General features: G+C 62.6%; 21 protein-coding genes and 1 other RNA gene. 14 read left to right on the top strand and 8 right to left on the bottom strand.

From position 1 onward, the window contains the following. Positions 1–56 precede the first annotated feature (56 nt). The 3 genes from ribH to JOD78_RS19845 all read left to right on the top strand — a co-directional run bounded on the left by ribH (position 57) and on the right by JOD78_RS19845 (position 2,396). Entirely contained in the window at positions 57–542 is a 486-nt protein-coding gene (gene ribH, locus JOD78_RS19855) for a 6,7-dimethyl-8-ribityllumazine synthase (protein ID WP_006465461.1), read from the top strand. A gap of 105 nt (positions 543–647) precedes the next feature. Next, entirely contained in the window at positions 648–1,118 is a 471-nt protein-coding gene (gene nusB / locus JOD78_RS19850; RefSeq protein WP_034337125.1) for a transcription antitermination factor NusB, read from the top strand. A gap of 96 nt (positions 1,119–1,214) precedes the next feature. Further along, a complete protein-coding gene (locus JOD78_RS19845; RefSeq protein WP_034337122.1) occupies positions 1,215–2,396 on the top strand; it encodes a pyridoxal phosphate-dependent aminotransferase in 1,182 nt (393 codons plus the stop codon). Positions 2,397–2,508: 112 nt separating this feature from the next. On the opposite strand, the gene JOD78_RS19840 is transcribed toward JOD78_RS19845, so the two are convergent. Further along, entirely contained in the window at positions 2,509–3,507 is a 999-nt protein-coding gene (locus tag JOD78_RS19840; RefSeq protein WP_121043292.1) for a lytic transglycosylase domain-containing protein, read from the bottom strand. A gap of 463 nt (positions 3,508–3,970) precedes the next feature. On the opposite strand from JOD78_RS19840, the gene ubiD reads away from it, so the two are divergent. After that, the gene (gene ubiD / locus JOD78_RS19835; protein WP_134136713.1) at positions 3,971–5,455 is read left to right on the top strand and encodes a 4-hydroxy-3-polyprenylbenzoate decarboxylase; all 1,485 of its coding nucleotides are present in this window, start codon (positions 3,971–3,973) and stop codon (positions 5,453–5,455) included. A gap of 163 nt (positions 5,456–5,618) precedes the next feature. Continuing rightward, an RNA gene (gene ffs, locus JOD78_RS19830) (signal recognition particle sRNA small type) lies at positions 5,619–5,717 on the top strand. 165 nt (positions 5,718–5,882) lie between these two features. Here the strand turns inward: ffs and JOD78_RS19825 are convergent. Further along, entirely contained in the window at positions 5,883–6,887 is a 1,005-nt protein-coding gene (locus JOD78_RS19825; RefSeq protein ID WP_134136714.1) for a glucokinase, read from the bottom strand. A 181-nt stretch (positions 6,888–7,068) separates the two neighbouring features. Next, positions 7,069–8,880: a tetratricopeptide repeat protein gene (locus JOD78_RS19820; protein ID WP_134136716.1), complete on the bottom strand. Its 1,812-nt coding sequence runs from the start codon at positions 8,878–8,880 to the stop codon at positions 7,069–7,071. Between the two features lie 263 nt (positions 8,881–9,143). Here JOD78_RS19820 and JOD78_RS19815 point away from each other — a divergent pair, with 263 nt between their 5' ends. Then, positions 9,144–9,827 (top strand): fumarylacetoacetate hydrolase family protein, encoded by a 684-nt coding sequence (locus JOD78_RS19815; protein WP_034336373.1) that lies wholly within the window; start codon positions 9,144–9,146, stop codon positions 9,825–9,827. A 355-nt stretch (positions 9,828–10,182) separates the two neighbouring features. After that, positions 10,183–11,664, top strand: coding sequence for a DEAD/DEAH box helicase (locus tag JOD78_RS19810; protein WP_209567447.1), 1,482 nt, complete (start codon positions 10,183–10,185; stop codon positions 11,662–11,664). Between the two features lie 24 nt (positions 11,665–11,688). On the opposite strand, the gene gluQRS is transcribed toward JOD78_RS19810, so the two are convergent. Beyond that, positions 11,689–12,573 carry a tRNA glutamyl-Q(34) synthetase GluQRS gene (gene gluQRS / locus JOD78_RS19805; RefSeq protein ID WP_209567445.1) on the bottom strand — a complete coding sequence of 295 codons (885 nt, stop codon included), beginning with the start codon at positions 12,571–12,573 and terminating at the stop codon, positions 11,689–11,691. Beyond that, positions 12,570–13,508, bottom strand: coding sequence for a LysR family transcriptional regulator (locus tag JOD78_RS19800; protein WP_121043281.1), 939 nt, complete (start codon positions 13,506–13,508; stop codon positions 12,570–12,572). Before JOD78_RS19800 ends, gluQRS begins: the two co-directional genes overlap by 4 nt. Before the next feature lie 149 nt (positions 13,509–13,657). On the opposite strand from JOD78_RS19800, the gene JOD78_RS19795 reads away from it, so the two are divergent. Both JOD78_RS19795 and JOD78_RS19790 read left to right on the top strand, forming a co-directional pair. Then, complete coding sequence (locus JOD78_RS19795) at positions 13,658–14,359, top strand: pirin family protein (protein ID WP_134136721.1); 702 nt, start codon at positions 13,658–13,660, stop codon at positions 14,357–14,359. Positions 14,360–14,476: 117 nt separating this feature from the next. Then, positions 14,477–15,052: an NAD(P)H-dependent oxidoreductase gene (locus JOD78_RS19790; protein WP_008331321.1), complete on the top strand. Its 576-nt coding sequence runs from the start codon at positions 14,477–14,479 to the stop codon at positions 15,050–15,052. An 87-nt stretch (positions 15,053–15,139) separates the two neighbouring features. On the opposite strand, the gene JOD78_RS19785 is transcribed toward JOD78_RS19790, so the two are convergent. Then, complete coding sequence (locus JOD78_RS19785; protein WP_034336354.1) at positions 15,140–16,021, bottom strand: sulfurtransferase; 882 nt, start codon at positions 16,019–16,021, stop codon at positions 15,140–15,142. Positions 16,022–16,241: 220 nt separating this feature from the next. On the opposite strand from JOD78_RS19785, the gene dnaE reads away from it, so the two are divergent. From dnaE to JOD78_RS19760, 5 genes are all read left to right on the top strand, one after another. Beyond that, on the top strand, positions 16,242–19,700 hold the full coding sequence (gene dnaE, locus JOD78_RS19780; RefSeq protein WP_134136723.1) for a DNA polymerase III subunit alpha: 3,459 nt from the start codon (positions 16,242–16,244) through the stop codon (positions 19,698–19,700). Positions 19,701–19,924: 224 nt separating this feature from the next. Then, entirely contained in the window at positions 19,925–21,235 is a 1,311-nt protein-coding gene (locus JOD78_RS19775) for an O-antigen ligase family protein (RefSeq protein ID WP_158601270.1), read from the top strand. Next, entirely contained in the window at positions 21,232–22,023 is a 792-nt protein-coding gene (locus JOD78_RS19770; protein WP_121043275.1) for a glycosyltransferase family 25 protein, read from the top strand. The genes JOD78_RS19775 and JOD78_RS19770 overlap by 4 nt, the downstream gene beginning before the upstream one ends. A 45-nt stretch (positions 22,024–22,068) precedes the next feature. Then, entirely contained in the window at positions 22,069–23,070 is a 1,002-nt protein-coding gene (locus JOD78_RS19765; RefSeq protein WP_051156257.1) for a glycosyltransferase, read from the top strand. 106 nt (positions 23,071–23,176) lie between these two features. Continuing rightward, positions 23,177–24,310: a glycosyltransferase family 9 protein gene (locus tag JOD78_RS19760; protein WP_204725883.1), complete on the top strand. Its 1,134-nt coding sequence runs from the start codon at positions 23,177–23,179 to the stop codon at positions 24,308–24,310. 176 nt (positions 24,311–24,486) lie between these two features. Here the strand turns inward: JOD78_RS19760 and JOD78_RS19755 are convergent, their stop codons facing one another. After that, on the bottom strand, positions 24,487–25,455 hold the full coding sequence (locus JOD78_RS19755) for a glycosyltransferase (protein ID WP_209567444.1): 969 nt from the start codon (positions 25,453–25,455) through the stop codon (positions 24,487–24,489). Next, positions 25,452–26,552 carry a glycosyltransferase family 9 protein gene (locus JOD78_RS19750; protein ID WP_209567442.1) on the bottom strand — a complete coding sequence of 367 codons (1,101 nt, stop codon included), beginning with the start codon at positions 26,550–26,552 and terminating at the stop codon, positions 25,452–25,454. The genes JOD78_RS19755 and JOD78_RS19750 overlap by 4 nt, the downstream gene beginning before the upstream one ends. Positions 26,553–26,560: the final 8 nt, after the last annotated feature.

Here is a 26,560-nt window from a genome sequence, read left to right as displayed (position 1 = left end):
CGTCCAGCCCCAGATATTAAGAATTACGCAAGTCAACCTATCAAGAAGGAACAGCCATGACCATCGGAACCTATGAACCAGACTTCAATGGCGAGAGCTTGCGCATCGGTATTGTCCAGGCGCGCTTCAACGAAGACGTCTGCCACGGCCTGCTGGCCGCCTGCCTGGCTGAGCTGAAGCACCTCGGCGTGGCCGACGAGGACATCCTGCACGTGACCGTGCCGGGGGCCCTGGAAATCCCGCTGGCGCTGCAGAAGATGGCCGAGACCGAACAGTTTGACGCCCTGATCGCCCTGGGTGCCGTCATTCGCGGTGAGACCTATCACTTCGAGCTGGTCTCCAACGAATCCGGTGCCGGCATCACCCGCATCGGACTGGATTTCGGCCTGCCCATCGCCAACGCCGTGCTGACCACCGAGAACGACGAGCAAGCCGAAGTCCGCATGGCCGAGAAGGGCGCTGACGCGGCCCGCGTGGCGGTGGAGATGGCCAACCTGTCCATCGTGCTGGAAGAACTCGGCCAGGCCACCGAAGAAGAATAATTCACGGGCAGTGGCGGGATGCACATCCCGCTGCCGCCCCCGCCGGCCCGCGCCGGCACTCGCATTCATTTGTTTCAGTTATCCAAGGCTCAGGCCGCATTCATCATGTCGAACAAAACTCCACACGCCAATTCGAACAAGAACCGCACCCCGCGCCACCGCGCGCGCGAGTTCGCGTTGCAGGGCTTGTACCAGTGGCTGCTCAACCACGAGGACGCGGGTGCCATCGAAGCCCACATCCGCGAAGCCCACGGTTTCGACAAGGCCGACGCCGAACACTTCGATACTCTGCTCACCGGTGCCATCCGTGACGCCGAAAAGCTGCGTGCAGCGCTGGAGCCACTGATCGACCGTCCCATCAAGGAGCTGTCGCCGGTGGAACACGCCGCGCTGCTGATCGGTGCTTACGAGCTGCAGAACCACATCGAGATCCCCTACAAGGTGGTCATCAACGAAGCCGTTGAACTGACCAAGTCCTTCGGCGGCATCGATGGCCACAAGTACGTCAACGGCGTGCTGGACCGTTTCGCGGCCCAGGCACGCGCCACCGAAGTGGAAGCGGCCGGTCGCCGCTGACCGGCTCCGCGCCGGCGCTTTGCTCGTTTTTTGGACGGCATCGCAGAGGCGGTCGCCGTCTTGTCTTTTTTTGCCCATGTTGTCTGGAATTAGCGCATGAACCTGAACCAGCTTGCTTCACGTTTGCAGCACATCGCTCCCTTCCATGTGATGGAATTGTCCAAGAAGGCCGATATCCTGGCCCAGCAGGGACGTGACCTGATCCACATGGGCATCGGCGAGCCCGATTTCACCGCGCCGCCCGCCGTGGTCGAGGCCGCTACCCGCGCCATGGCCGAAGGCAAGATGCAGTACACCTCGGCCACCGGCCTGCCGGCCCTGCGTACGGCCATCTCGCAGCACTATCGCAGCGTCTACGGCTTGGAGATCGCGCCGGAACGCATCGTCATCACCGCCGGGGCCTCCGCCGCGCTGTTGCTGGCCTGTGCCGCGCTGGTGGAGCGCGACAGCGAAGTCCTGATGCCCGACCCCAGCTATCCCTGCAACCGCCATTTCGTGGCGGCCTTCGAGGGACGCGCCAAGCTCATCGCCAGCGGGCCGGAACATCGCTTCCAGCTGTCGGCGCAGATGGTGCGCGAGCACTGGGGTGACAAGACGCGCGGCGTGCTGCTGGCTTCGCCTTCCAATCCCACCGGCACGTCCATCGAACCTGATGAGTTGCGCGCAATCCTGGGCGAAGTACGCCAGCGCGGCGGCTTTACCATCGTCGATGAGATCTACCAGGGCTTGTCCTATGAAGGTGCGCCGTTCTCGGCGCTGTCGCTGGGCGAGGACGTGGTGGTCATCAACAGCTTCTCCAAGTATTTCAACATGACCGGCTGGCGCCTGGGTTGGCTGGTGCTGCCGCCGGCCCTGGTGCCGCAGGTCGAGAAGCTGGCGCAGAACCTGCTGATCTGTGCATCCTCGATTGCCCAGCATGCCGCCGTGGCTTGCTTTACGCCCGAGACCCTGGCCATCTACGAAGAACGCAAGGCCGAGTTCAAGCGCCGTCGCGACTACATCGTGCCGGCGCTGGAAAGCCTGGGCTTCACGGTACCGGTCGTTCCCGACGGTGCCTTCTATGTTTATGCTGATTGCAGCGCGCTGTCCGACGATGCCGACCAGCTCAGCCTGGACATGCTCAACGAGGCCGGTGTGGTGCTGGTGCCGGGGCTGGATTTCGGGCCCTTCACGGCGCGCCGCTACATCCGCCTGTCCTATGCGACCTCGATGGAAAAGCTGCAGGAAGCCGTAGCGCGTCTGCGTGTGTTCTTCGACGGACGTCGCAAGGCGGCCTGAAGCACGGAACGAGAAGACGCAAAAAAAGGAGCCCGAGGGCTCCTTTTTTCATGCGTTCTGAATACCGGTAATATTCACATCGCAACACGCCGATCTGCATAAACCATATTACTTACAGGGCAGCGAGTTGTTCTTCCGTCTTGGGCTTGGCCGCCGAGGCTACGTTGTTGGCCGTTGGCTTCGGCTGATCGGCGCTGGCCGACACACCCGAGGCCGGCGGCAGCTTGACGGTGGCCGTGGTGTAGATGGAGACGTTCTTGCCCATCGCCACTTGCTTCAGGTTCTGGTATTCGGACAGCACCTTGATGCCATAGCCGCCATCATTGGCCATGTCAGCCGCACCCACGTAGCTCTTCAGGCCGGCTTCCACCGAACCGCCACGGGTGACATATTCCTTCAGGATCTGCGAACCGACACGGATGTTGGCCACCGGATTGAGGGCCGCCTTGATGCCGCCCAGTTCCTGGAATTTGTCGTGGTGCACCTTGGACATCACCTGCATCAGGCCCTGCGCACCCATCGGGCTTTCGGCGAAGGGATTGAAGCGCGATTCGATGGCGATCACCGAGAGGATCAGCAGCGGATCGAGCTTGATGTCGCGCGCCGTCAGGTAAGCCGCCGACACCAGCATGTCAGCAGCATCGCTGGCTACGCGATAGCGCTTGGCCAGCCAGTTGGTCACCAGCTTCTGCTGGCGCGGATTGCCGATCAACTGGCGTTCCTCAGGCGACAGGGCCTGGGCGGGTGCGGGTGCCGTCGCCTGCTGCACCGAGCTGGCAGCTGCTGCGCCCGCCAGGGCGCTCACGGTAGCGACCGGTGCGGTGGGTGCCATCAGGTCAGCCAGCGCCGGAGCGGCGGGAGCGTCGGCTTCCGCGACCTCTTCAGCAGCATCCGAGAAGGGCGACATGCTGATCAGCTTGTCGGCCAGGTCGGGGTTGAAGAACATCAGGCCCAGTACGAACAGCGCGGCGATACCCAGAATCGTCAGCAGACGATGGGCGATGCCGAAAAATTGAGCAATGCGCGGGTTCCCGGAGAGATTCCGGAAATCCACGCGGCGAACCATCTGCGAGGTGCCCGCTAAAGGCGCCTCGGAAGCTTGGTTGGACATTGAACCTCCTGCGTTATTGCGGCAAAAACAGGGCGCGCCTGGCCAAGAAGTGAAGACCAAACGGCTGAACTGTCGTCGCTGCAATCTATTACGTTACCGTCGCAAGGCGTTACGGCAAGGCCATCCGCGAGGCCTGCTGGCCCTGCCGTCGGATGGCATGTTTCGGGGGGTAGGGCTGACGCCCTGGACACACTTCTTGAGTTGCTGGGACCCCGGATCCCTGGATACCTTGCTTGGCTCGACTGTTTTCGATCAAGCCTCTACGAGCCCACGGCTCACCTCTTCGGTTTAGAGTGGGCGCATTGTAGAAGCCACTTTATATCGAGTCAATACTATGAAAATAGTTCTTTATAACTTTTGTGTATCATATTGCGCGTGGCCTTCCTTCAAAAATCAATAGAATCAAGCGTTTGCCGGGGTTACTTGAGCCGGCTGTGATGCAAAAAGAAATTTGTTAAAAAGTATGAAATACACTGATTTACGCGATTTTATTTCTCAGTTGCAACAAAAAGGTGAGCTCAAGCGTGTCTCGCACCCGGTGTCGTCGCATTTGGAGATGACCGAAATCGCCGACCGCACCCTCCGTGCGGAAGGTCCGGCGCTCCTTTTTGAGCAGGTCGACAAGAAAAATATCCCGGTGTTAGCGAATCTTTTCGGTACACCTCATCGTGTGGCCCTGGGAATGGGGGCCGACAGCATCAGCGAACTGCGCCGCATCGGCCATCTGCTGGCGCGCCTGAAGGAGCCGGAGCCGCCCAAGGGCATCAAGGATGTGCTGGATCTGGGCGGGCTGGTGAAGTCGCTGTGGGACATGGCCCCCAAGGAACGCGGCTCCGCTCCTTGCCAGGATGTGGTGTGGGAAGGCAAGGAGGTGGACCTGTCGCGCCTGCCGATCCAGCACTGCTGGCCGGGCGACGTCGCACCGCTCATCACCTGGGGCCTGGTCATCACCAAGGGCCCGAACAAGAAGCGCCAGAACCTGGGCATCTATCGCCAGCAGGTGCTGGGGCCGAACAAGGTCATCATGCGCTGGCTGGCCCATCGCGGCGGTGCGCTGGACTTCCGTGAGCACTGCATTGCCAACCCCGGCAAGCCCTATCCGATCGCCGTGGCCTTGGGTGCCGATCCCGCCACTATATTAGGTGCAGTCACGCCGGTGCCGGACAGCCTCTCCGAATACCAGTTCGCCGGCCTGCTGCGCGGCAGCCGTACCGAGCTGGTCAAGGCCATGGGCAGCGATTTGCGCGTGCCGGCCTCGGCCGAGATCGTGCTGGAAGGGCATATCTATCCGGATGAAAAACACGCGTCGGGATTCGAGCATGCGCTGGAAGGTCCGTATGGCGATCACACCGGTTACTACAATGAGCAGGACTGGTTCCCGGTCTTCACCATCGACCGCATCACCATGCGGCGCGATGCCATCTATCACTCCACCTATACCGGCAAACCGCCCGATGAGCCGGCCGTGCTGGGTGTGGCGTTGAATGAAGTTTTCGTCCCGCTGCTGCAGAAGCAGTTCGCCGAAATCACCGATTTCTACCTGCCGCCGGAGGGATGCAGCTATCGCATGGCGGTGGTGCAGATGAAGAAATCTTACGCCGGCCACGCCAAGCGGGTGATGTTCGGGGTGTGGAGTTTCCTGCGCCAGTTCATGTACACCAAGTTCATCGTGGTGGTCGATGAGGATGTCGATATCCGCGACTGGAAGGAAGTGATCTGGGCCATCACCACCCGCGTGGACCCGGTGCGCGATACCGTCATGGTGGACAACACCCCCATCGATTACCTGGACTTCGCCTCGCCCATCAGCGGCCTGGGCAGCAAGATGGGCATCGATGCCACCAACAAGTGGCCGGGTGAAACCAGCCGGGAATGGGGTACACCCATCGTGATGAGCGACGATGTGAAGAAACGTGTCGATGCCATCTGGCAGGACCTGGGTATCTGAGCGGGCAGGGTGCACACGCCGTTGGATGCGCCCATCGCCGAAGTGAAGCTTCAGGCAAAAAGCCGCGTAAATTGTTCAATCAATTGGCGCGGCTTTTCACTTTCTGATGCACTGCAATGATTTCTCTGGCGGCCAGTGTGTGATCTGGGATACAATGCACCCCGGCGGGCCCCTGCGCATTGTGGCATGGTCAACCTGGTCAGGTCGGGAACGAAGCAGCCACAGCCATTTCCCGCAAGTGCCGCAGACAAGGCTCGCCTCTTATCTCTCTTCTGTTTCTTCTTCGGTTGTTCCGACAGGTCTTCCCTCTCGTTTTACCTCTTCCGATGTTGTCCCTGCCGTATCGTCATTGCGCGATGCCATGAAAAAAGGCTGACGCGAACTTGCCGCATCAGCCTCCCGCAAAACCTCCCGGCCTTGCCTTTGATTACTCGTGCGGATCCAGCCGGTCAGCCAGGATCGCCGACACACCCGTGAAGGCCGGATATTCCGCCGTGATCACATAGGTCGGAATGGCCTTGGTCAGCACCGACATGCGGCCCTTGTTCTCGAAGCGTGCGCGGAAGGGCGAGCGGGCGAAGTACTCGCCCAGGTGCGGTACCACCCCGCCACCAATATAGATGCCGCCAAGCGCGCCCAGCGTCAGCGCCAGGTCGGCCGCGACGGTACCGAGCATGCTGCAGAACAGGTCCAGCGTTTCCATGCACACTGCATCGCCTTGTTTGAGTGCGCCGTCCACGATCTCGGCGGCCTTCAGTTCGGCGGCGGGATGGCCATTGATGGCCAGCAGGGCGCGATGGATGAATTCGAGGCCGGGGCCCGAGACCAGGCGTTCAGCCGAGACGTGTTCATGGAATTGCCAGGCGTAGGCCAGCACGGCCGCTTCACGCGCATTGGCCGGAGCGAAGGCAACGTGGCCACCTTCGCTGGCCAGCGGCAGCCAGTGGCCATCGCCGCGCACCAGCCCGCCCACGCCTAATCCCGTGCCGGCACCAACCAGGCCGACCGGCTGGCCCGCCCTGGGTGTGCCGCCACCGATCTGCTGCAATTCATCGGCGCGCAATTGCGGCACGGCCATCGACAGCGCCGTGAAGTCATTGACCACCAGCAGCAGGTCAAAGCCCAGCAACTGGCGTGCCGCTTCAATGGAGAAGGCCCAGTCGTGGTTGGTCATCTTGATCTGGTCGCCTTGCACCGGATTGGCGATGGCCACCACCGCGTGTTTCACGGCGGGTTGGCCAGCCAGCTGGAGGTAGGCCTGCACGGCATCGGTGAATTGCGGATAGTCGGCACCGCGCAGGACCTGCACTTGCTCTATATGGCCCGGTGAAGTTTCCAGCGCGAAACGGGCATTGGTGCCGCCGATGTCGGCCAGCAGGCGCGGACCGCCGGCGTGGGGCGGCTTGCTCGAAGAGGGAGTGGGGGCGTGCATCGTCTTGTCCTTGTTTTCTTCATACCAACAGGCGGCAGGGCGCGTGGCCGTGCCGCCTGTCGAATTGCAATGGAGTTCGGGCGGATCCTGGTGCGGATGCGTTACAGGGTATGAGGCGAAGCGGCGCGCCAGGTTCCGGCGGATGAGCTGCTCATCCGCATCGGCGCGCATGGTAACAGCATCAGGCCAACTGTTGTAGCAGCGCGTTGCGCACTTCGGCGACGACCTCGCTCCAGTCGCCGGTCTGCTTCTGGCGGAACAGGTGCATGCCCGGATACCAGGGCGTATCGCTGCGTTCCAGCTGCCAGCGCCAGCAGGTGTTGGCGCGATTGAGCAGCCACACCGGCTTGCCCAGGGCTCCGGCCAGATGGCAGACCGAGGTGTCGACGCTGATGAGCAGGTCGAGATTGGCGATCAGCCCGGAGGTGTCGGCAAAGTCCTGCAATTCCGCAGAACAATCGCGCACATGGCTGGCCAGCGGATGGTTGCGCAGCTGGGCCACCGCGGTCTCGCCAACCTGGACGGAATAGAATTCCAGCTGTGCGTGCTCCTGCGCCAGTTCCACCACGGGAGCCAGCGCCTCGAAGGGCAGGGAGCGCTCGCCGTCGATGCGTACTGCATCCGGATGCGTCTGGGCCGAGCTGCCGGCCCAGACCAGGCCGACGCGCATGGCGCGGTTGCGCGGCAGGCGCTGCAGCCAGGTGGCCCAGGCGTCGGCATCGGGCAGCAGATAGGGGGCGCGCGGAATGTCGGCTTCGCTGAAGGACTTGCAGGCCAGCGGCAGGCTCATCAGCGGGCAGTGATAGTCGAAACCGGGACGCATGAACTGGTCGCTGCTGATGACCTGGGCCGCGCCCGGCACTTTGGCCAGCAGGCGGACCAGCGCCGGTGGCACTTCCAGGATCACGCGTGCCCCGAGAGCGGCCACTTGGGGCAGGTAGCGCACGAATTGCAGGGTGTCGCCAAAGCCTTGTTCGGCGTGGATCAGGATGGTCTTGTCCTGCAGGGATTGCTGCCCCAGCCAGAGCGGCTGCAGGAATTGGCGGACCTGCGTGCGCATCTGTTCGGTCGCCCAGCGCGACTCGTAGGCGGGCCAGCCATTGGCGAAGTCGCCCTGGCGCAGTTTCAGCAGGGCATCGTTCCAGGCGGCGGAGCTGGCATCGGGCTTGAGCTCGCGGGCGCGGCGGTAGCACTCGGTGGCTTCGCTGAAGCGATACAGCTGTTCCAGCGTCGAGCCGCGGTTGAACCACAGGTCCGGCGAGCTGTCGTCCAGCGCCATGGCGCGGTCGTAGGCTTCCAGCGCTTCCATCGGGCGCTGCATCTTGAATAGCACGAAGCCGCGGTTGGACTGAGCCTCGAAGAAGTCCGGCTGCACCTCCAGCGCGTGGTCGTAGGCGCGCAGGGCCTCGTCGAACTGGTAGCTGTCCTTGCAGGTATTGCCCAGGTTGAACCAGGCTTCGATGAAATCGGGGCGCAGGGCGACGGCGCGCTCATAGCTGGCGCGTGCATCGCGATAGCCGTAGAACTCGTGCTGGAGGTTGCCCAGCTGGAACCAGGCATCGGGGTTGTCCGGCGTCAATGCGGCTGCGCGTTCGATGTCGGCCAGGGCATCGCGGCTTCGTTTGAGGCGGCGCAGGGCAGTGCCGCGTGCCAGCAGCGCGTCGGCGAAGTCCGGCGTCTGCGCCAGGATCTCGTCGTAGCGCTGTACGGCTTCGGCATCGCGGCCCAGGTGGACCAGCGCACCGGCATGGTCGAAATAGGTGTCGCGGTGATCGGGATTGAGTTCGATGGCATGCGCCAGCTGGGCTTCGGCCGCCTCCCAGTCCTCCTGATGGAGCTTGAGCATGCCGTAGAGGTAATTGGCCTCAAAATGATCAGGAAGCTTGACCAGGACCTTCTTGTAGAGCTCTTCGGCGGGGGCCAGATCGCCCTTTTGATGCAGGGCCAGGGCTTTTTGCAGCAGGATGAGGGAGGCGTTTGCTTGCTGGTGCATGATCTTGTTCTGGACAGAGAAAGGGGCCGGCGCAATACCAGCCAGTTGACCTGCAAGTGTCCCCAAATCCGCGCAGTTTTATTCAGCAGATTACAGCCCGAAATCTCACCTATATCTCTCGCTGGGGGCCGCAAGCGGAGTCGCGGCTTTTCTTTTACACTAGCCGGACATCAGACAACTGATGCGCAACCCAAGCCGGCATTGACCGGTTCCTCATCCACCGCATGCAGTTGCATGCACGTCGCCACCACGGAGTCTTCCCGATGAGTTTCGCCATTCCCGCCCCCGCCCAGGCCACCGTCCCGGTGGTCGGCGGTGCGCCGTTCCCGGTTCGCCGCATCTATTGCGTGGGCCGCAACTATGCCGCCCACGCCCGCGAAATGGGCCATGATCCCGACCGCGAGCCGCCGTTCTTCTTCATGAAGCCGGCCGACGCCGTGGTACCCACCGATTCCGTGGTGCCGTACCCGGCCGCGACCGCTGACTATCATCACGAAATCGAACTGGTGGTGGCACTTTCCGGCGGTGGCCGCGATATTCCGGTGGAAAAGGCGCTGGAACTGGTCTACGGCTACGCCGTCGGGCTTGACATGACCCGCCGTGACCTGCAGGCGCAGGCCAAGAAGCTGGGCCGTCCCTGGGACATGGCCAAGGGCTTCGACCAGTCCGCCCCCTGCGCGCCCATCGTGCCCGTGGCCCAGTCCGGACATCCCGACAAGGGGGCCGTCTGGCTCAAGGTCAATGGCGAAGTACGCCAGCAGGGCGACCTGTCGGACCTGATCTGGAACGTGGCCGAAACCATTTCCTATCTGTCCGGCCTGGTGGAGCTGTTCCCCGGCGACCTGATCTATACCGGGACCCCCGAAGGCGTGGGCGCGGTGGTCAAGGGTGACCAGTTGCAAGGCCATGTGGACGGCTTGCCGGACATCAACATCACCATCGGCTGAAGCGCTCGCAGGCCGGGTGCAGCCGGTTTCTGGCGGTCCCGGCCAGGCTCCCGCAGCCAGTTCCTGCACCGGTCCCGGACCGGGCGCAGGGGGCTGAAACCAAACTGTCATGAAGCCGGCGGCGATGCGGCGTATAATACGGAGTTCCGCAAGGAATGCCGGGCATTGCAAGTCGTCCGTCCGGTCAGCATCGTTGTTAGCGTTTGCATCATCCGAAGCGCCCGGCCGAGCAGGTTTGGCCGGTTCGCCCGTAACACATCAACACAGAAAGCAATCAGAACCCGTGCGCATGCACCCCATGCACCGGAGCCGCCTGGCGGCTGCCGCGGCGCTGTCGCACCGTTCGCAATAAACCATGTCCGACACCACGTCCGCGTCCGCAGCACCGGCTGCCCCTGCCGTCCGTTTTGAAGATTTCGGCCTTTCGCCCGATATCCTGCGAGCCTTGTCCGAACAAGGCTACGTCCATCCGACCCCGATCCAGGCCCAGGCCATTCCTGTGGTGCTGCAAGGCCGTGACGTGATGGGCGCCGCCCAGACCGGCACCGGCAAGACCGCCGGTTTCTCGCTGCCGATCATCCAGCGCCTGCTGGCCCATGCCAGCCACAGTGCCTCGCCCGCCCGCCACCCGGTGCGCGCCCTGATCCTGACCCCGACCCGCGAGCTGGCCGACCAGGTGGCCGACAATGTGAAGGCGTATTCACGCTTCACCCCGCTGCGCTCCACCGTCGTCTTCGGCGGCGTGGACATGGCACCGCAAACGGCCACCCTGCGTGCTGGCGTTGAAATCGTCATCGCCACCCCGGGCCGTCTGCTGGACCACGTGCAGCAAAAGACGGTGAACCTGTCACAGACCCAGATCCTGGTCATGGACGAAGCCGACCGCATGCTCGACATGGGCTTCCTGCCAGACCTGCAGCGCATCATCAACCTGCTGCCCAAGCAGCGCCAGAACCTGCTGTTCTCGGCCACCTTCTCGCCCGAGATCAAGAAGCTGGCCGCCAGCTTCCAGAACAACCCGGTGACCATCGAGGTCGCGCGCAGCAATGCCACGGCAGAAAACGTCAGCCAGACCATCTACAAGGTGGAGGAAGCTGCCAAGGCGGATGCGGTCAGCTTCATCATTCGCCAGCGCGAACTGAAGCAAGTGATCGTCTTCTCCAATACCAAGATCGGCGCGTCGCGCCTGGCGCGCACTTTGCTGGCCGAAGGTGTGAAGGCTTCTGCCATCCACGGCGACAAGACCCAGTCCGAGCGCATGGCCGCCCTGGAGGCCTTCAAGCAAGGCCAGATCGAAGTGCTGGTGGCCACCGACGTGGCCGCACGCGGGCTGGACATCGCCGAACTGCCCTGCGTCATCAATTACGACCTGCCCTACAACGCCGAAGACTACGTGCACCGCATCGGCCGTACCGGCCGTGCGGGTGCCTCGGGCGACGCCATCTCGCTGTTCTGCGACAAGGATGAGCGCCTGCTGGTCGATATCGAAAAGCTGATCAAGAAGAAATTCGAGCGCGCAGAGCTGACTGGCTTTGCGCCGCGCATGCGCGCTGACCGGGGTGAGCGCGGTGAACGTTCGGAACGTGGCGAGCGCGGTGAGCGTAGCGAACGCGGCGAACGCGCCGAGCGTGGCGAACGCAGTGACCGTGGCGAGCGCAGCCGCAGCAGCCGCGACGGCGCAGCCCCGTCGGGACGCCGTGAGAAGGTCGATCCCTGGTTCCTCAAGCCCTATGAGCCCAGCGCCACCGAGACCGTCTCCACCAAGCCGGAACTGCCCAAGAACAACCGTCCCAAGCCCAAGGTCGCCGCCTTGCTGGGCGGCATGCCCAAGCGCTGATCCGGCAAGCGCTGATCCGTTTTCTCAGCGCGGACCGAAACGCGCTCGCCAGCCGGTGAGCGCCAATGTCCAGAATCCATCCCTGTCGCGGGCCGCGCCCGTGTCCAGTCCAAGAAAGGCCGCCGCCTGCTGCAAGGCTTGCAGCGGCTGGCCCAGGTCCAGTGCCTGGGCGCCGTTCTGCTTGGAAAACTTTTCCCCCGACGCATTCATCAACAGCGGCACGTGCAGGTAGCGCGGCGTCGCATAGCCCAGCAGGCCCTGCAGGTAGATCTGCCGCGCCGTCGAGTCCAGCAGGTCGGCCCCGCGCACGATGTCGGTGACGCCCTGTTCTGCATCATCCACCACCACCGCCAGCTGATAGGCCCAAAAGCCATCGGCCCGCTGCAGCACGAAATCCCCGGCTTCCGAGGCCAGATGCTGGGCCTGCGGACCCAGCCAGCGGTCCGTGAATTGCACCAGTTCGCCCGGCTGGCCGGCATCGGGCACGCGCAGCCGCAGCGTGCGCGGCGTCTTGCCGGGGGCCAGTCCGTGGCGGCAGGTGCCGGGATAGAGCGCAGCACCATCGCTGGCCGTGCCGACCCTGGAATCGGCGATTTCCTTGCGGCTGCAGCCGCAGGGATAGGCCAGTCCGCCCAGGCGCTCGCGCGCAAGCTGATAGCGTGCCTTGCGCTGGCTCTGCACCAGAATCGGTCCGTCAGAGTGCATATCCAGTGCCGCCAGGGTGGCGATGATGTCGTCTGCTGCGCCGGGCACGGTGCGGGTCTCGTCGATGTCTTCGATGCGTAGTAGCCAGCGGCCATGGTGCACGCGGGCATCCAGATAGCTGGCCAGTGCCGCCACCAGCGAGCCCGCATGCAGCGGACCGGAAGGCGAGGGCGCGAAGCGGCCTACATAAGCTTTGCCGCTCATGCCGGATCCCGCATGGGTATCGGTCCGATCAGCGATTGCCGCACGTGCGGCTGTGCCAGGTGCTGAATGAACCATTTCAGTGACTTGCCCTGCTCGGCCTTGGGCCAGGCCACCATGAAATTGTCGTTGGGTTTGGCGGCCAGCGTCTGTTTTTCCACCAGCGCACCGGTGGCGAGATAGGGCTCGGCCCATATGCGCGGCAGATGGCCGCAACCGAGACCGGCCAACTGGGCTTGCAACTTGTCGGCCACGGTGGCCACCGTCAGCGTTTCCTGGCCGGACAGCAGGCCCATGGTCAGTGTGGGCAGGGACTGGCTGTTGTCACCCACGGCAATGGCGCGGTGGCTGCGCACCAGCTCTGCCGACAGCGGTTCGGTGGCCGAGGCCAGCGGGTGCGTCGGGGCCACCGCAAACACCCAGTCCACCGCCCCCAGCTCCTGCATCTGGAAGCGCCCGCTGGTGCGCACCACTTCCGGCCCGTCCAGGGTCACCCCGATGACCAGGTTGGCGCGGCCCTCGATGAGCTTTTCCCAGGCCCCGGTCAGTACACCGGGCGTGAAGCGCAGGCGGGTGCCGGACTCTTCACGGTCAAAGGCTTCGATCACCGGTAGCATCTTGTCGAAAGGAATCAGGCTGTTGAGCACGATGTGCAGTTCCGTTTCGCGCCCGGTGGCGGTGCGCTTGACGCGCTGCTCCAGGTCGCTGGCAGCCAGCAGCAGATGACGGCCTTCCTGCAACAATTGCAGGCCCGCCGGTGTCAACTGGGCCCGGTGACCGCGGCGGTCGAAGAGCAGCACATCCAGGTCATCCTCCAGCTTGCGCACGCTGTAGGTCAGGGCCGAGGGCACCCGGTCCAAGGCCACGGCGGCCGCGGCAAAACTGCCCTTGCGGTCGATCATGTCAAGGATCAGCAGGGATTCCAGGGTCAGGTTCACGTCTTGCTCCGCTTGTTTAAATTTTTTGAACGAACACTACGGATTTTAGACCTTATCTGCATAAAAGTTAGCCACTATAGTGACGCCATCGACAAACATTTTGACCAAATCAATTCCGGTTTGGTCCCACTCAAGAAAGAGGTGTTGACATGATGGAACTTCGCAAAGCGAACGATCGTGGCCACGCCAACCACGGTTGGCTGGATTCGTATCACAGCTTTTCCTTCGCGGACTACTATGATCCCAAGCACATGGGCTTCGGTCCGCTGCGGGTGATCAACGAAGACCGCGTGGCCGCAGGCCAGGGCTTTGGTACCCATGGCCACCGTGACATGGAGATCATTTCCTATGTGCTCGAAGGTGAACTTGCGCACAAGGACAGCATGGGTAACGGCAGCGTGATCCGTCCGGGTGACGTGCAGCGCATGAGTGCCGGTACCGGCGTGCGCCATTCGGAGTACAACCACTCCAAGGACGGCACCACGCACTTCCTGCAGATCTGGATCATGCCCGACCGCGCCGGTGCCGAGCCGGGTTATCAGGAAGCGCACTTCTCGGCCGCCGACAAGGACGGCAAGCTGCGCCTGGTGGCCTCGGCTGATGGCCGTGAAGGTTCGGTCAGCATGAACCAGGATGCCCAGCTCTACGCCGGTCTGTTCGACGGCGCACAGGCGGCCGAGTACATCCTGCCGCAAGGCCGCCTGGGCTATGTACATGTGGCGCGCGGCAAGATCAGCGTCAATGGCCAGGCGCTGCAGGCGGGCGATGCCGTCAAGCTCAGTGCGGTCGACCGCATCGAGATCAGTGGCGGCGAGAAGGCTGAAGTCTTGTTGTTCGACCTGCCGCGCTGATCTTGAGCGCGCCGTACTCAGTAATGCAGTAGGCAGTTTGCAGTAGCAACCCGCCGGTACCGATCACACCGGCGGTCTTCCCCGCGTCACTTCACTCTCTAGAGAAGGAATTTCGTCATGACCAAAGTTGCCATCGTTTACCACTCCGGCTACGGCCACACCAAGAAGCAGGCCGAAGCCGTGCAGGCCGGCGCGGCCGGCGTTGCCGGTGCCGATGTCGAGCTGATCGCCATCAGCGCCGAAGGCACCATCACCGATGCACAATGGGCCAGCCTGGATGCGGCCGATGCCATCATCTTCGGTTCGCCGACCTACATGGGTACCGTGTCCTGGCAGTTCAAGAAGTTCGCCGACGCCTCCTCCAAGCCCTGGTTCAGCCAGAAGTGGAAGGACAAGGTCGGTGCCGCCTTCACCAACTCTGCCACCATGAACGGCGACAAGCTGTCGACCCTGCACTACCTGTTCACGCTGGGCATGCAGCACAGCATGATCTGGGTCGGTACCGGCCTGATGCCTGCCAACAGCAAGGCGGCCCAGCGCAATGACATCAACTTCGTCGGTTCCTTCTCTGGCCTGATGGCGCAAAGCCCGTCGGACTCCTCGCCGGAAGAAGGCCCGCTGCCGGGCGACCTGGAAACGGCCAAGCTGTTCGGTGCACGCGTGGTGGAAACGGCTGCCAAGTTCAAGAAATAATCTTCATCTCATCGACGCAAGTCGTGAAGATGTAAAAAAGCCGACCTCGCAAGGGGTCGGCTTTTTCGTTGCCAGAGCGCGCTGCAATCAGGCTGCTGCAGAGCTGGCTTCCTGCGCTGCCCGCTGTTTGGGCGCGCAATGCGGACAGGACTTGCCCGGCACGTAATCCGGCGACAGCTGTTCACGCGGGGTGACCACGGCGCGGCAGGCGAAGCATTGGGCGGTCTGGGTTTCTTTCAGCTCCGGGCTGAGGGCGGTGCGATAGTCGAAGACGAAGCAGTCGCCGTTGTAATGGGCACCGCCGACATCCTCGAAATACTTCAGGATGCCGCCTTCGAGCTGGTAGACATGGTCATAGCCGATGTTCTGCATATGAATCGCGGCCTTTTCGCAACGAATGCCGCCGGTGCAGAAGGTGACGACCGTCTTGCCCTCGAAATCGGCCTTGTGCTCCTCGATCACCTGCGGGAATTCCGTGAACTTGCTGATGCGGTAGTCCACCGTGTTGTCAAACGTACCCACATCGACCTCGAAGCCATTGCGGGTATCCACCATCACCACCGGACGGCCTTCGTCGTCATGGCCCTGGTCCAGCCAGCGCTTGAGTTCCTTCGGCTCCACGAAAGGCGCACGGCCCAGCTCCGGCTTGATCAGCGGATGCTTCATGGTGATGATCTCGGCCTTCAGTTTCACCAGCATGCGGGTGAAGGGTTGCTTCTCGGAATAGCTCTCCTTGACCGTGAGATCGGCAAAGCGCGCATCGGCGCGCAGCCAGGCCAGGAAGGCGTCGATTTCATGGCGCAGGCCGGCCAGGAAGAGGTTGATGCCTTCCGGGCTCAGGATCACGGTGCCACGAAGGTTGTTCTTCTGGCAAATTTCGAGGAAGGCCGGACGCTTTTCAGCGGTGTCATCGAAGCTGATGAACTTGTAGGCGGCGATGTTGACGTAGGGGGTCTGCGGGGACTGCATGATGGCGTACTCAACTGTAAGTCTTTGAATCGTCAGCATTATAACCGTGCACCCCGGCTCGCCGCAGTTATTTGGCCGGAGCCTGCGGCTTCTCTGATGCAGATCAAGGCACGCCGGGAGGATCTGGCAGAAAGGGCAGGTGTAAAGTCTTCATATTTCTCACAAATCGGGAGCAATCGGAATCGGTCAGGGGCACAAGCTCCGGTAAAATGGCTACCCTATGACTACCCCGCAATTTGTACACCTCCGTATGCACTCGGAGTACTCCATCGTGGACGGCCTGGTGCGTATCGACGACATCGTCAAGGCCGCCGCCAAGGATGGACAGGCCGCCCTGGCGGTGACCGACCTCGCCAACCTGTTCTGCATGGTGCGTTTCTACAAGGAAGCGCGCGGCAAGGGCGTCAAGCCCATCGCCGGCTGCGACCTCTGGATCACCAACGACGCCGACCGCGAAAAACCCTTCCGCCTGCTGGTTTTGATCAAAAGCCGTCATGGCTACCTGCAGCTATGTGAAGTATTGTCCCAAGCCTGGCTCACCAACCAGTACAAGGGCCGTGCTGAAGTCCGCATGGAATGGCTGGACGCGCTGCGCCACCAGGAAGGCGGCAATGGATTGATCGCCCTGTCGGGTGCCGCCATGGGCGACATCGGCCAGGCCATCGACAACGGCAACCTGGCCCAGGCCGAAGCCTGCGCGCGCCGCTGGTCCGAGATCTTCCCCGGTGCCTTCTACCTGGAACTGCAACGCGCCGGCCAGGCCAACATGGAACTGCAGGTGCGCCAGAGCGTGGCCCTGGGCGCCAAACTGGGCTTGCCGTGCGTGGCTACGCATCCGATCCAGTTCCAGAGCCCGGAAGAATTCATCGCGCACGAAGCCCGCACCTGCATCGCCGAAGGCGAGATCATGGCCAATGCGCGCCGCGTGCGCCGCTTCAACGAGCAGCAATATTTCAAGTCGCAGGCCGAGATGGCCGAGCTGTTCGCCGACCTGCCCGGTGCGATTGCCAATACCGTGGAAATCGCCAAACGCTGCAACCTGGTGCTGCAGCTGGGCAAGCCGCAACTGCCCGACTTCCCCACGCCGGACGGCATGACCATTGACGACTTCCTGGTGGCCCAGACCAAGGCCGGGCTGGAAGTGCGCCTGAAGGAACTGTTCCCCAACGAAGCCGAACGCGAGAAGCAGCGCCCGCGCTATGAAGCGCGCCTGGAGTTCGAGAACAACACCATCATCAAGATGAAGTTCCCGGGCTACTTCCTGATCGTGGCGGACTTCATTCAGTGGGCCAAGAACAATGGCGTGCCGGTCGGCCCCGGCCGGGGTTCCGGTGCCGGCTCGCTGGTGGCTTACTGCCTGTTGATTACCGACCTCGACCCGCTGCGCTACAACCTGCTGTTCGAACGTTTCCTGAACCCCGAACGCGTCTCGATGCCCGACTTCGACATCGACTTCTGCCAGGAAGGCCGCGACCGCGTCATCCAGTATGTGAAGGATCGTTACGGCAAGGAGGCGGTCTCGCAGATCGCCACCTTCGGTACCATGGCCGCCAAGGGCGCGGTGCGCGACGTGGGCCGCGTACTCGACCTGGGTTACAACTTCTGTGACGGCATCTCCAAGCTGATTCCCTTCAAGCCGGGCAAGCTGGTCACGCTGGCCGACGCCATCGAGGAAGAGCCTCTCCTGAAGGAGCGGCTGGAGAACGAGGAAGAGGTCAAGCAGCTGATGGGCCTGGCCCAGCAGGTCGAAGGCATCGCCCGCAACATCGGCATGCACGCCGGTGGCGTGCTGATCGCACCCGGCAAGCTGACCGATTTCTGCCCGCTCTACACCCAGGGTGGCGACTCCGGCGTGGTCTCGCAATACGACAAGGACGACGTGGAAGCCGTCGGCCTGGTGAAGTTCGACTTTCTGGGCCTGACCACGCTGACCATCCTCGACCGGGCAGTGCGCTACATCCGCATGCTCGATCCGGCCATGGCCGATTTCGACCTGGCCAAGCTGCCGCTGGACGACCGGCCCTCCTACGAACTGCTGACCAAGGCCAAGACGGTCGCCGTGTTCCAGCTGGAAAGCCGCGGCATGCAAGGCATGTTGAAGGATGCGCGTCCTGACCGCTTCGAGGACATCATCGCCCTGGTGGCGCTGTACCGTCCCGGCCCGATGGACCTGATCCCCGACTTCTGCAAGCGCAAGCACGGCGAAGCCTTCGACTATCCTGACCCGCGTACCGAGGGCATCCTCTCCGAGACCTACGGCATCATGGTCTATCAGGAGCAGGTGATGCAGATGGCGCAGGTGATCGGTGGCTACTCGCTGGGCGGCGCCGACTTGCTGCGCCGGGCGATGGGCAAGAAGAAGGCCGAGGAAATGGCCAAGCACCGTGAACTGTTCCGCGAAGGCGCGGCCAAGAACGGGCTGGACCAGGCCAAGGCCGATGAAATCTTCGACTTGATGGAAAAGTTCGCCGGCTACGGCTTCAACAAGTCGCACGCCGCGGCCTATGCGCTGCTGTCCTATTACACCGCCTACCTGAAGGCGCATCACCCCGCCGCGTTCATGGCCGCCAACTTGTCGCTGGCCATGGAAGACACGGACAAGGTCAAGATCCTGATCGAAGACTCGATCGACATCTGCAAGCTGGCCATCCTGCCGCCGGACATCAACAAGTCCGACTACCGCTTCATGCCGGTGGGCGAGCCGGGCAAGAAGGCCACCCAGATCCGCTATGGCCTGGGCGCCGTCAAGGGGGCCGGGCAGAACGCCATCGAAGCCATCCTGGAGGCGCGCAAGAACGGTCCCTTCAAGGATCTGTTCGACTTTGCCAAGCGGGTGGACAAGAAGCAAATCAACCGCCGCACCATCGATTCGCTGATCCGCGCCGGTGCCTTCGACTGCTTCAAGGTCGATCGTGCCATCCTGCAGGCCTCGGTCAACCTGGCCTGGGAAAGTGCCGAGCAGGCCGAGAAATCGGCCAACCAGGTCAGCCTCTTCGGTGGCGACGACAGCGACCTGGAAGCGCCGCTGGAATACGTGCAGGTGCCGGCCTGGAGCGACAAGCAGCGCCTGACGGAAGAAAAGGGCGCCTTGGGCTTCTATCTCTCCGGCCACCTGTTCTCGGCTTACGAAAAGGAAGTGCGCCGCTTCGTGCGCACCAAGATCGCCAGCCTCGAACCCTCGTGGGAACCGCGCAGCCTGGCCGGCATCATCACCGGCGTGCGGGTGCAGATGACCCAGCGCGGCAAGCTGGTGATCTGCACGCTGGACGATGGCACGGGCGTGATCGAGGCAACGATCTACAACGAATTGTTCGAGCCCTTCAAGCACCTCATCAAGGAAGATGAACTGCTGGTGGTCTCGGGCAAGGTGTCGGAAGACCGTTTCAACGGCGGCCTGCGGGTGGCTGCCGACAAGGTCATGGACCTGGGCGCGGCGCGTATCCAGTACGGGGTACGCATGGTGGTGTCGATCAACAAGGCGGTTGACCCCAACCAACTGCGTGACACGCTGGCCGCGCATCGCCAGGAGCAGGGCCTGCCCTTCGTGATGAAATACCGCCAGTCCGATGCCGCCTGCGAAGTGGTGCTGGGCGATGCCTGGCGCGTCAATCCCAGCGATAGCCTGCAGTCGACGCTGGTGGCCTCGTTTGGCAAGGAAGCGGTGGTGGTCGAGTATTGAACCTGAACCAAAGCCGGCCGCAGGGGGCAGTCCCTTCCGCTGGCGATGCAGGCCCTGCGCGCAGGGCCGCAAGGCGGAACTGCCGGCTGTCTGGGGGGATAGCCGGTGATCCGCTTGATGTGCAGGCGGGCTTCAGCGCGTGAGCCGTTTCATGCAGTCTCGCGATGCAGTCCGCAGGCCGATGCAAGAAAAATCGATCTTGGATAACTCATAATTACACTTGTATGAAATTCGGTCTCAGCTTGTTCGATGCATTTGTCACACTGTTGCTGTTGCTGGTCTTTCCTGCCCTGTTGATGATGACGCGGGGTGGCAACGCCGGTTTTTATCTGTTGCTGGTCTGTGCGCTGGTTCACGTATTCCTGGTCCGCCGCCATCGTGTCCCGTTCAAGGAACTGATGAGGCGCTACTGGTACGTGCATCTCGGCATGGCTGCATTGTTCATCGCCACCGTGATCGGCGCCGGTTTCAATGGCTTCAATTCGCCCAAGGTCTTCGATGAACCTTCGCGGCTGGCGGTGTTTCCGCTGATGCTGTGGATGTTGCTCTCCCTGTCCCCGCGCCAGGTGAAGGTGGCCCAGGCGGGCTATGTGCTGGGGGCCATTGTGGGTGCTGTCCTGATCTTCGTGGCGACCAAGGGGGGCGAGAACCGCAACAACATCCACGGTGCGCCCATCATCGTCTTTTCCAATATCGTGCTGCTGCTGGGCATGCTATCGGTGGCTACGTCAACGTCATCGCAGTCCGAATCATGGCCCTGGCGCGTGCTGCGGATCGTGGCGGCACTGGCGGGCATGTATGCCTCCTATCTGTCGCAGGCGCGCGGCAGCTGGATCGCCATTCCTTTCCTCGGACTGTTTGCCAGCTACTTGTGGCAGCCCAACAAGCGCTACGTGACGACGGTGGTGGCGGCAGTGCTGCTGACCGGTGCCCTGGTGCTGGCCTGGTCCAGCCCCATGGTGAAATCCAGATTCCTGCAGGTTGAAACGGAGACCGCGAGTTTTCGTAGCGGAACCGATCTGGATACCTCGCTGGGCACCCGTTTCCAGCTGTGGCACGGTTCGATGGTGCTGTTCACGGAGCACCCGCTGCTGGGCGTGGGTCCCGGCAAATTCACCGCCGGCCTGAGGGAATTGAAGGAGCGCAAGATCATCACCCCGGCCGCCGCGAGCGGCTTCTATCATTCGCACAATGACGTGCTGTTCAACATGTCCACCATGGGCCTGCTCGGGCTGCTGGCGATCCTGATGACCTATCTGGCACCGGCCGTGCTGTTCTGGCGCTACCTCCGGCATGAGGATGCCTGCTTGCGCCGTTATGCCGGCGGGGGCGTGATGCTGATCATGGGCTACGTCATCTTCGGGCTCACCGATTGCTTCTTCTGGGGCCTGAGCTATACCTTCTACTGCATCGCATTGGCGACATTGGCTGCGCCTCTGATACAGTCCACGCTGCAGCAGCGTGCCGCCACCCGCCAGGGTAGCGCTCGCGATGCCGCTGATTCCCGTCCATCCGGTGCTTTGGCCAACACATGAATACCTCCAATACGCCTGCCGTCCACTGCTTCGTCATCAATCTCGCCACCGACGTGGCGCGGCGCGAGACCATCTCGGCCCAGCTGGATCGCTTGCAGATCCCGCATACCATCTTCCCGGCGGTCGATGGCCGCCTGTTGTCGGAGGAAGAGTTGAGCGTGCGCTACGACCGTGCACGGGCCATCGAGGAATCGCACGACCTGACCCGGGGTGAGATCGGATGCGCGCTCAGTCATCATGGCGTGTATTGCGAGATGGTGCGCCAGGGCATCACCCACGCGCTGGTGCTGGAAGATGACGCTCGCCTCAACGACCAGGTACCCGGCCTGCTGCCGCGGCTGGCGCAGATGTATCCGGCCGAGGTATCACAGGTGGTGATGCTGAACTACGTGGAAAAGTATTCGCGCAATCGCATGATCCAGCTCGATGACAGCCACAAGCTGGTCAGCACCTATGGCGGCAACAAGAATGCGCATGGTTACTTCCTCACGCTGGGGGCGGCGCGCAAGCTCTCGGAGAACCTGTTCCCGATCTGGCTCGTAGCCGATCGCTGGGAGCGTTTCAAGGAAAAGAAATTCATCCGTCTCAAGGCCTTGCTGCCGTATTGCATCGGCCTCACCACGCTGGCCCAGGATTCCAACCTGAACACTGACCGCGTGGCCCGGATGGAACTGTATCCACGCGGCGGACTGATGTATTACCTGCATCGCTACCTCTACAAGAAGTTCATCTATCAGCTGTTCGTCCGACCCTTCCTGCGCGTGGCCACGCAAAAGGAAACCTGGTAACCGGCCTTTTCCCGGCCGCTGCGGGAATTCATGCAACAAGAGCCTATGAGCACTATCGACCAGATGCCGGTGTCGCCCGCGCAGTCCGGGGACACACCGTTCCACATCGCCTTCGGCATCGACGGGCGTTACTTTCGCTATGCCGGTGTCACGATCACGTCCATTCTGGAAAACAACCGCGACCAAGCCTTCGTCTTCCATGTCCTCGCGCCCGATGTGCCGGAGGCCGTCAGGCAGAAGTACCAGGCGCTGGAGCAGCGCTATGGAACGCAAATCGTCTTCCACCTGATCGATGAAGACCGTTTCGCCGAGTATTACCAGTTCTCGCGCCACTCCCAGTATTCGCCGGCCGTCTTCACGCGCCTGCTGATTCCGGAAGTGCTCAAGGACACGGCGCGCGAAGTGCTGTACCTGGATGCCGACATCCTCTGCACGGGCAGCATCGCCGGCCTGCGGGCTCTGGACTTGCGCGACGATGTGGTAGCCGTGGTCAGCGACCATCTGGAGACCACCGTGCGCAACCGCTGCGCCGCGCTGCAGCTTCCGGCCGATCAATACTTCAACTCCGGCGTGCTTTACATCAACGTCGCCAACTGGATCGCCAATGACATCACCGCACAGGTGATGCAGGCCATCGTGCAGCATGGCCAGAAGCTGGTATTCCCCGATCAGGATGCACTCAACATCGTGCTGGCCGGGCGTGCGCGTTACATCGAGCCGTGCTGGAATTTCCGCTACAACCTGGAGTTCATGCTCAATGGCGGCCAGTTCGATACCTGGCTGCCCGGTCCTGCCGTGTTCCTGCATTTCACCGGACGCGTGAAGCCCTGGCATGCCTGGAACCTGCATCCCTCGCGCGAACTGTTCTCCAAGTATCTGGCGCTGTCGCCCTGGGCCGGCACGCCGCTGGACGCGCCGCGCCATTACAAGGAGATGCGCATGTATGCCGGCTTCCTGAGGAAGAAGAAGCAATGGGGTGGCTGGCTCGCATGGTACGCGACCTACCTGGCCCACAAGTTCGGCCTTGCCGGCCGGGCGGGCAAATGATGACGCCTCTGCGCCGGCGGCTTCCGGCCCTCCCTCTCCGGTTCCGGTGCGCGTGCCGGCCGTCGTGATCCCCTGTGATCCCTCGCGAACCCTTTTGAGCAAGCCTATGCCACAGACTCACATTCCGCCGCAGTTGCTGCAGCAGAGCGACAAGATCCTCATCATTGCGCATCTGGCGCTGGGCGATTTCACCTACCTGCAGAATTCGCTGCGCGCCCTCGCGCAGGCCTATCCGCATCTGCGCATCCATGTCTGGGTGGACGAGCTGCGCCGCACCGACGATGCTTCGCAATGGCCCCACCTGAAACGCTATGCGATCTATGACTGGCTGCGCGAGTGCAGCTTCATCGAGCGCATCTACGACGAGACCTACAGTCCCGCGCTGCTGGAACAGTCAATCGGGCGTGCGCAGGCCGAAGCCTATCCGCTGGTGGTCTCGCTGGGCTTGCTGCGGCGTCCGGCCTATGCGCGCCTGGCGCGCAAGCTTTCGCCGCACGGCTTCGTGGCCGGCCAGACCAAGCCCGTGCATTTCATGGATGTGCGGACCTATCTCGCCTACCGCAAGCTGGATGCCGTGATCCCGGCCTATCCCAAGAAAGAGAAGGGCGCACGCCACATCAGCGATATCTATGCCGGCTGGTTCGAGACCCTGTTCGGGATCACCATTGCGCCGGCGGAGCGTTTTCCGTTCGTCGACATTCCGCCGCAGTGGCACGCGTGGAGCAGCGAACAACTGCAGCAGTGGGGTGTCGGCCCGCAGCAGAAGCTGATCTTCGTCAACGGTTTTTCGAAGGCCCCCGAGCGCAGCTGGTCACTGGACCGCATCCTCGATCTGGCCCGCCGCCTGCAATCCAGGCCGGGATGGGAGGAGGTTCACTTCGTCGTCAATGTGGTACCGGAAGCGCTGGCCGACGCCGAACGCCGCCTCGCCGCCGTGCAGTCGCCGCGCCTGCATCTGTTCAGCGCCGACCAGAATTTCTTCCAGCTGCCGGCCATGCTGGCGCGCTGCCAGCTGGTCATTTCGGTGGAGACCGCCGTCATGCACCTGGCCAACGCGGTGCACGTGCCGGTACTGGCGTTGATGCGCCGGACCAGTCCCGAGTGGACGCCCATCGATCAGGACAACAGCACGGTGATCTGGGTTGCCACGCCCAAAGGCGGGGTGGAGGAAATCACCACCGAGCAGGTCATCGACCATCTCGCCTCCTGGCCACCGGTGCAGCAGCTGTTCGCGGCCTGATACGGTGTCATGCAGGCAGTTACGCTGCATCACGCCAGCATCAAGCCGGCATTAAGCCCGCATTAATGCTGTTCAAGACAGCGTTAATGCGGGCTTAATGTTGTGTTGAGGGGTGTTTGATGTGGCGTTGAGGCGGCGGTGACGGGATGACCGGTCTGCCGACGCGGCCCCGCCGCTCAGCGCTTGCGCGAATGCTTGCGCAGGTAGCGGACGAACCAGACCAGACTTTGCAGATACTTGCCCTGGCGATAAAGGAAGCGTGAATGCATGCGCCTTTCCGTGTTGTTGGTGGGCGCTTCGTCGGCGGGCATCTGCCGCCACGGCGAGAGCTGGTGGTACTGCGCGAACAGGCGCGTGGCTTCGTGCCCGGTCCAGGCCGACCAGGGCTTGATCGGTCCGGCGAAGTGGATGATGACAGCCTTGCCCACCGGCCGCATGCGCGTCTCGTTGCTCTTGAGATCGTGCACCATGTCGTAGAGATAGTTGTAGTTGCGGCTGATGTAGCGGGCGCGTCCGTTGAGCACGATATTGAGCACGTCCTGATCGATGAAACGCAGCGTTTGCGTATTGTCCAGCAACACCTGCATCACCTGCTCGGTGATCTTCGCTTCCTGCCAGCGCGGGATATTGATGTAGAGCATGCCGCTGTTGAAGTAGCGCGGATCGGCCAGCTGCAGGGCGGCACAGCGCTTCTCGGTGGTGGCCGGATGATCGGGGGCCACCGCGACGATGTCGTCCTGCATGTCCAGCTGGGCCAGCCCGTCGAGACTGCCCACGCACAGCATGTCGGCGTCCAGGTAGAGCACGCGGTCGGTGACGTCCTGCAGTACCGTGGGGATGACCAGACGGGTGAAGATCGACAGCGAATAATAGGACGACTTCAGAAAGTGCTCGAACTGCGCAAAGTCGCTGGTCTCCAGAAGATGCAGGCGGGTCTGCACCAGCGGGTTCTGCTCCAGTTCCTGCAGGCGCTGGCGATGCTGCTCGGAGGCGGCAAAGGTCAGCACGTGGAAGGTGAAGCGCCGCTGCGGATTGTTGGCGATGATGGAGGCGATCGTCGCGCCCATCGCGCGGAAATAATTGTTGTCCACACAGAAGGCGATGTGGAACGACGGGCCCGCGTCGGCGTGCTCGGACTGGCTCATGCGATGGCTTTCAGGACTTGTTCAACGGAGATGCGCTCGACCCAGTCGCGCCGCGCCTGCGTGGTGACCACGGTGCTGTGGGCCGCATCATAGGGCACCCACTCCGGATTCTTCTGGCGCATCAGGGCGATCACCGGCACGTGGACCGCATTGGCCAGGTGCATCACGGCTGTCTCCACCGAGATGATCAGATCGGCCTGCTCCAGCAGTGCCGGCAGCTGGAAGAAATTCTCTTCGGCACTGAACAGGACGGTGCGCTCCAGTTGCTGGCGCGCGATCTCCTGCCGTGCGTGCGGCAATTCCTGCGGCACGGCGTTGATGACGAAATCGCTTTGCGCCCATTGCGGCAGCGCCTGCATGGCCTTGATCAGCTGGCCGACCTGGGCCAGGCTCCAGCAGCGCTTTTTGGTCTTGGCATAGGGATTGATGACTACCAGCTTGCGCTGCCCGTCGTCAAAGCCCCAGCTCGCCAGGCGTTGCTGTGTTTCCTCGCGCCACTGCTGCGGAATCTCCACGAAGGGCATGCGCGCAGCGGCATCCACTTCCAGACCGCTCAGTTGGCGGAACCAGTGCGCATACACGTCGGTGATGTGATGCTGCCCGTCCGCCGCGCGGTAGCGGGGGATCGCCGCATCCAGCTTGCGGTAGGCGAGGACGTGATGCGGCTGGTAGAAACGGATGCGGTCCTGCATGCCGATCACCATGCCCTGCGGCGACAGACGGCGCGCCAGCGCAGCGTACTGGTGCGGCCGCAGGGTGGCCAGCGAGACCACGATCGGATAGTGCGCCGCCTGCGCTTCGGCCACCGACTCCTCCAGCAGGGCCGGGCTGTAGGTGCGGGTGTAGACCTTGTTGAAGAAGGGGCAAGCCGCCAGCCAGTCGTAGAGCGAATACTTGCGCAGGAACTCCCATTTGGACGCATCGCCGGTGCGCCTGACTTCATCGACCCACAGGTCGATCTTGAGCTGCGGGTTCTGCGCGGCGAAGGCCTTGAAGAAATTCTGCAGATAGGTGAAGTCGCCGATGGCAAGGTGGGCGACGAAGAGAATCCTGTCCGATGAGCGAAGCAGGTCCTGGGGAATCAGTTGAGTGGACATGGCCGTCG

Source organism: Herbaspirillum sp. 1130 (assembly GCF_017833835.1).
Classification (GTDB): Bacteria; Pseudomonadota; Gammaproteobacteria; order Burkholderiales; family Burkholderiaceae_D; genus Herbaspirillum; species Herbaspirillum huttiense.
The sequence above is the reverse complement of the archived record's forward strand: the minus strand, read 5'-3'. Positions and strand labels throughout refer to the sequence as shown.